Origin of the sequence: Pseudomonas sp. NMI760_13 (genome assembly GCF_021283245.1) — a bacterium.
Lineage (GTDB): Bacteria > Pseudomonadota > Gammaproteobacteria > Pseudomonadales > Pseudomonadaceae > Aquipseudomonas > Aquipseudomonas peradeniyensis.
In genome coordinates this window covers 1-4,572 of the sequence record NZ_JAJSRC010000062.1, presented here as the reverse complement: position 1 = coordinate 4,572, position 4,572 = coordinate 1, and the positions used below count along the sequence as shown (strand labels likewise).

Genomic DNA, 4,572 nt, shown 5'->3' with positions numbered 1-4,572 from the left:
GAGCCGAATTCGAAGTTACCTGAATCAAGTTCGCGGGAGTTGAGGGCGATGCGCTCGACATGGGTGTCGCAGGCTGCTATCAGAATAGGCAGCAATTTCTCCGGATCGGGCTCGCGCCAATGGGCAACCAGTTGGCCCCAGGCTGGATCACGGGGCAAGGCGTGCTTGTCGAGGTCCAGTGGTTTGCCCAGCCAGTCGCCAATGATTGCTAGACCGAAGGCGGCGTAACGTAGTGTGGTGCCGATAGGGAGATCGTGTCCATCACTTACTCCATAGCCATGCCCAAGGCCTGCGAAGACAGTCTGATGAACTGGGTGAATTAAGTTGAACTGGCCACAAGCCAGTGTACAAAGCATGAGGTGGGTAAGGTCATCCAGTGTTGCAAGACCTAACTCTTGAGTGTCTTTAAGTTTATGTGTTCGAATTGTGTCTGCGGTAAGCATTTTTATGATTGCATTGGCGAACTCCATTCTGGTCGAAAAGTGTTGCTTGATTGTGGCTGATGCTAGGGTGCTCCCTAATTCAGTCATGCCTATTGCAAATAACTGCTGGCTTGCTTTGTGGAAGTTTCCGGTTCCATTAGCATAATCAATGATCAAATGTTCCCTGACTGGGAAGCTGTTCATTCCCCAAGAGGAAATTTTATCAATGTTTTTTTGAAGGCGTACAGATATATTTTTTGTCATTTTTAGTTCCAGTGGTTGATTTGAATGCCTGTCATGTTATTTGTTAGTTTGCTCAGGGAGCCCTGTGCGTCGAAAAATACTTGGGCGTGCATATAGGATATTGTTCTATCGTTGAATGCAGTGTTGATGGCGTCAATTTTGTCTATGACGTTTGGGTCTGAGTTGATTAGTTTATGGGGATCCCATCCTTGGGTTTTTTTCTCAATAAGCCGCTGAATTCTCCTGATATTGGCTTTTCCACCGTTTTGTTGGGTCTTTAGAAACCCCGGCGTCTTGGTTTTCCCCAACGTCGTCTTCACCTCGATCACCAACAACGTCCCCTCGGCAAACTGCAACTCTTCCATCGGCGCCACCCCCTTGATCCCATCGATGTGATGCCGCATCTGCTGGTTCGTCGGGTTGCGCACGCTCATCGATGGCGGTGGCGGCACGTAGACCAGCATGTCGATGCCTTGGTCGCTCTTGTTCTTCAAACCGTACTGGCTGGCTCGCGAGGGATGGGTGCTCATGCCGAGGATGTTCTCCGGCTTGACCTTCCAGTGGCTGACCAGCGCCGCGGCCAGTGCCTCTTCGCCCGCGTCGGCCACCACCCGGGTCAGGCCGCCGCCCATGCGCACCGGTCCGACGGCGTGGCTGATCAGCGCCACCAGGCGGTCGCGCATCGTCGTGGCCATGTAGGCGTAGTCGGCACGCCCGCCGACCACCTCCAGCGCTATCCGGCTGGCGTTGCGGTCGATGGCGTGCAGCTCGCTGGCGCGCACCGCCAGCCCGCCGTCGCGGGCCGGGCGGTCGATGCGGGTCTCGAGCACGCTGACCTCGCCGGCCTCACGCCGGCCCAGGCGGCGTACCTGTTCCTCGGTCAGTGCGGCGTTGTCCAGGCGCACCGTGGTGACGCTGCCGGGCCGCAGCTTGTGCATCAACCAGCGCGCGCCACCCAGGGCGTTGGGCAGCAGCAGGGCCAGGTTGATGGCCATGAACACCTGCTTGCCACGGGCCTCGGCGGTGGTGGGGTTGGCCAGGCTGGCCAGCTCGGTGAAGAACGCTTCGCCGATGCTCAGGCCTTCGCCGGTGATCATCCGGCTGCTGCCGTCGACCATGGCGTCGGCGGCCAAGGCGCCCTCCAGGGCGAGGAAGGCGTAGCGCCCGGCGCTGACGCCGCCGCGGATGCCACGCACCACCGGTACCGTGGCCAGCAGGCCGAGAGCGAGTTCGGCGGCGCCCTTGACGCCCTCCCAGGTGCGCGACCTGGCCTTGGCCTTGGCGAAGTGGGCGGCCAGTTGCGTGCAGGCCTGGTCGACGGAGTAGAGGCCGCTGGGCGAATGCCAGGTGTAGGGCGGGCTGATGTGCCGTTCGCCCTGGTCGTCCAGGTACTCCTCGCGAGGTGCTTCGGACCAGCGGGCGTGGGTGAAGGTGGCGAAGTAGATGCTGTGGTCGGCGAAGAAGAAATTGCTGTGCAGTTCGAAGCCCATGCCCTGGTGGGTGCGCACGCCCATGTGGTCGAGCACGGGCGGCGCCAGGTCGTCCAGGCGCATCTGTTCGTCGACGCAGACCAGCTGCAGTTTTTCGCGAGCGGCGAAGGCATGGAACTCGGCGAGCCAGGCGTCGCCGTAGGTGCTGCCGGCCTGCTCAAGGACCTGCTGCAGAAAGGTGTCGCGATGGTTGCGGGCCGTGTCGCGGATCCATGGGTTGTCGCGAAACCAGGCGGGGCCGACGCCCTGGCGTGGAATGCCCAGCAGGAAGTCGCAGCCCTCGTCGCCCTCGAGGGAGAACATCGCGCCGGGGAGGGTGCAGGGAATGCACAGCTCGACGGGTTTGGGCAGGTTGCCGTCGAGGACGTCCTGGTAGATCTTGTCCTGGGATGAAATAGCTGTTTCAGGCATGGGGCACGACCTCCACCAGCGTGCGTTGATAAGTCGTCAGTAGCCCGGCCAGCGTGGCGCGTCTTTCCCTGGAGGATGCTTGCTGGTCCAGTGCCACCATCCACTCGGTGAACGCTGCGCTGAGGAAGAAGGCGCGGCCGAACACGATTGCCAGCAGGATGTGCTGCACTATTTGGTTACGTTGCAGAGCGGGCTGTTTTGTCAACGCATCGGAGAGCTTCGGGATGCGCCAGCCGTAATGACGGTAGGCGAGCACTTCCTGGCCATTGAGCTCGCGATGGACCAGGGGCGGCAGGCCATAGCGCTCACAGGCATCCGTTTCGTAGGTGCGGTAGATCTTCTCGTGCGTCTCCAGCGCCAGGCCTCGGCGGGTCATGAGCCGGGCCAGCGTGTCCCAGAGCCGATCCATCTCCCAGGTGTCGTCATGCCAGCCCAGCAGGTCGAGGAGGACGGCAAGCATGCCGGGCAGCACAGCCTGCTGGCGCTTGCCCTGGGCAATCGCCTGCGCGGTCAGCAGGTGCAGCCGTTGGTCATGGTGCAGCCCATCAACCTCAAGCAGCGAGCACAGTGGCTGGCAGCTGGGGTCGTTCCACCAGGCGAGCCCCAGGAGCACGTGGATCAAGGTCTGCGTGGCGTACTCCGTGGCGTCGGGGGAGTCATTGCTCCAGGTGATGCTGCCCGCCTGGTCGATCAGGTGGGGAAGACGCTCCTGGGTGATGGGTAGATGCGCCAGCGCATCGAAGTGCTCTTTCAGGTAACGGACAAGCTGGCGATTGGCGTTTTGCCGGGAGGCCGTGGTCAGGGCGCCGAGGTCGAGGGTGGGCAGTTTCACCGGGCGACCTCCCCGGACGGTGTCAGCCAGGCCAGGCAGCCGTCCTGTTCGCAGTCTTGCGCGGTTTGTTCGAACAAGGGTTGAACGCCTTGTGCCAGGCCGGTCTGGGGGATATGGAAATACAGCTGGCGTATGCGGCCATGGGCGAACAGGTCTGCCAGGGCCTGCGGTTGTTGCGCCAATGAGGCCACATACAGGTGCAGCGAAGCGGGATCGCCAAGGCGCAGGAAATAACGCTGTCTACCCTGTTGCACTTTGCCGAAACGCCGCAAGTGCGATGCCAGTTCCGCGAGCGGCAGGGTGCTCTGGACCACGGAGCAGGCGAACGTCGCCTGTCGGCTTGCGAGCCAGGTATCGAGGTCAGTGCCGGGTGACAGCTGCAGGAGCAGTGGCGCATGGTTTTCCAGGCCTGGGCGCAGGTGCAGGTGCCACAGGTATTGGTAATGCGCGCCATGGAACTCCAGCCGCCCCGGCAGGCCAGGCACGGCGCAGGCCTCTGCCAGCAGGTACAGAGGCTGGTCGGCGCTGACTGGCGCACCGGCCTCGCTCAGTTGCCGATGCAGGCTCATGCGTCGTCCTCCCCGGCAAATGGGCATTCCTCGATCAGCGGCGTCCCTCCGCGGATTGCCGCTTCGATGGCCTCGACCTGGGCCTGGACCGGGGGATGGTAGGTGACGTTGCCCTTGAAGCGGATGTTGGGGGCTTCGAGGGTGATGCCGTCGGCGTCCAGGATGATCTTGCCGGCGGGGCCGCGGATATGGATTCGCTCGGTGCCCTGCAGCATGTACGACGGTGTCAGCAGGCGCTGGGCCGTGCGGGCCTCGAGGGTCTGGGTGCCCTCGATGATCAGCGTCTGGTCACGCCCGATGCTCAGGTGGTGGTCGCTGCCGATCGTCTCGCTGCAGGCGTTGCCGATGTTGTGCACCAGGTTGCGGTCGATGTGGGTGAAGCAGTCCTGGCGCACATGGTCGCGGCGGTCGCGACCGGTGCTGAGTGTCGCGTCGCGGGCAATGCAGGTGCTGCTGTCACGGCCGGTGGAGAGGGTGCGATCGTTGCCCACGGTGTGGCTTTCATCGTGATTGATCTTGGCGTTGAGGTCCCGCTGCGCATGGATGAACACCTCTTCCTGCCCCAGTTCATCCTCGAAGCGCAGCTCGTTGAAACCTTGCCCCTT

General features: G+C 62.1%; 4 protein-coding genes and 1 pseudogene. All 5 read right to left on the bottom strand.

Translation table 11 applies throughout. The features are described from left to right. A pseudogene (locus LU671_RS29000) lies at positions 1-686 on the bottom strand (hypothetical protein); the annotation flags it as partial. A gap of 2 nt (positions 687-688) precedes the next feature. Continuing rightward, positions 689-2,566 carry a hypothetical protein gene (locus tag LU671_RS28995; protein WP_232857799.1) on the bottom strand — a complete coding sequence of 626 codons (1,878 nt, stop codon included), beginning with the start codon at positions 2,564-2,566 and terminating at the stop codon, positions 689-691. After that, positions 2,559-3,398: a hypothetical protein gene (locus LU671_RS28990; RefSeq protein WP_232857798.1), complete on the bottom strand. Its 840-nt coding sequence runs from the start codon at positions 3,396-3,398 to the stop codon at positions 2,559-2,561. Before LU671_RS28990 ends, LU671_RS28995 begins: the two co-directional genes overlap by 8 nt. Next, complete coding sequence (locus LU671_RS28985) at positions 3,395-3,967, bottom strand: DUF4123 domain-containing protein (protein WP_232857797.1); 573 nt, start codon at positions 3,965-3,967, stop codon at positions 3,395-3,397. The genes LU671_RS28990 and LU671_RS28985 overlap by 4 nt, the downstream gene beginning before the upstream one ends. Further along, a partial coding sequence (locus LU671_RS28980; RefSeq protein ID WP_442964158.1) for a bacteriophage T4 gp5 trimerisation domain-containing protein occupies positions 3,964-4,572 on the bottom strand: 609 nt, incomplete at its 5' end. The genes LU671_RS28980 and LU671_RS28985, both read right to left, overlap by 4 nt.

What these genes read in the sequence shown, in the direction of transcription:
- LU671_RS28985 (WP_232857797.1), bottom strand. Translation starts at nt 3,967, where the DNA reads ATGAGCCTGCATCGGCAACTGAGCGAGGCCGGTGCGCCAGTCAGCGCC.
- LU671_RS28995 (WP_232857799.1), bottom strand. Translation starts at nt 2,566, where the DNA reads ATGCCTGAAACAGCTATTTCATCCCAGGACAAGATCTACCAGGACGTC.